General features: G+C 58.1%; 2 protein-coding genes. Both read left to right on the forward strand.

Features of this window, described 5'->3' with window-relative positions; all coding sequences use genetic code 11:
* The coding region (locus QQF40_RS16995; protein ID WP_285462031.1) for a GDP-mannose 4,6-dehydratase at positions 1-522 on the forward strand (522 nt) is incomplete at its 5' end.
* Between the two features lie 2 nt (positions 523-524).
* Positions 525-680, forward strand: a 156-nt coding sequence (locus tag QQF40_RS17000; RefSeq protein ID WP_285462032.1) for a sugar nucleotide-binding protein, incomplete at its 3' end; no start/stop codon positions are given.

The following is a 680-nucleotide window of genomic DNA, read 5'->3' on the forward strand; positions in this document are numbered from 1 at the left end:
TTGGTGACCAACTGCTCCAACAACTACGGCCCGTACCATTTCCCTGAGAAGCTCATCCCGCTGATGATCCTGAATGCTCTGGCAGGCAAGTCGTTGCCGGTGTATGGCGATGGCAAGCAGGTGCGTGACTGGTTGTATGTGGAAGACCACGCCCGGGCGCTGATCAAGGTCGCCACCGAAGGTAAGATCGCCGAGACGTACAACATCGGTGGTCATAACGAGAAGCAGAACATCGAAGTCGTCAAGACATTGTGTGCATTGCTGGAAGAGCTGGTACCCGAGAAACCCGCTGGCATTGCCAAGTACGAAGACCTGATCAGTTACGTGACGGATCGGCCCGGCCACGATGTGCGCTATGCCATCGATGCCGCCAAGATCGAATGCGAGCTGGGCTGGGTGCCACAGGAAACCTTCGAGACAGGCCTGCGCAAGACGGTCGAGTGGTATCTGGCCAATGAGAGCTGGTGGCAGCGCGTGCAGGATGGCAGCTATCGTGGTGAACGTCTGGGCACCGGGAGCTGATGATGACGACTTCCCATCGCTATGGTCGCATTCTGATTCTGGGGGGCAATGGCCAGGTCGGATTTGAGTTGCAACGCAGCTTCGCTCCCTTCGGTGAGGTGCATGCGCCGCACCGCAGCGACATCGATGTCAGTGATCTTGACGCTGTCGCCGCACTG

This window comes from Cobetia sp. LC6, assembly GCF_030264805.1.
GTDB lineage: Bacteria > Pseudomonadota > Gammaproteobacteria > Pseudomonadales > Halomonadaceae > Cobetia.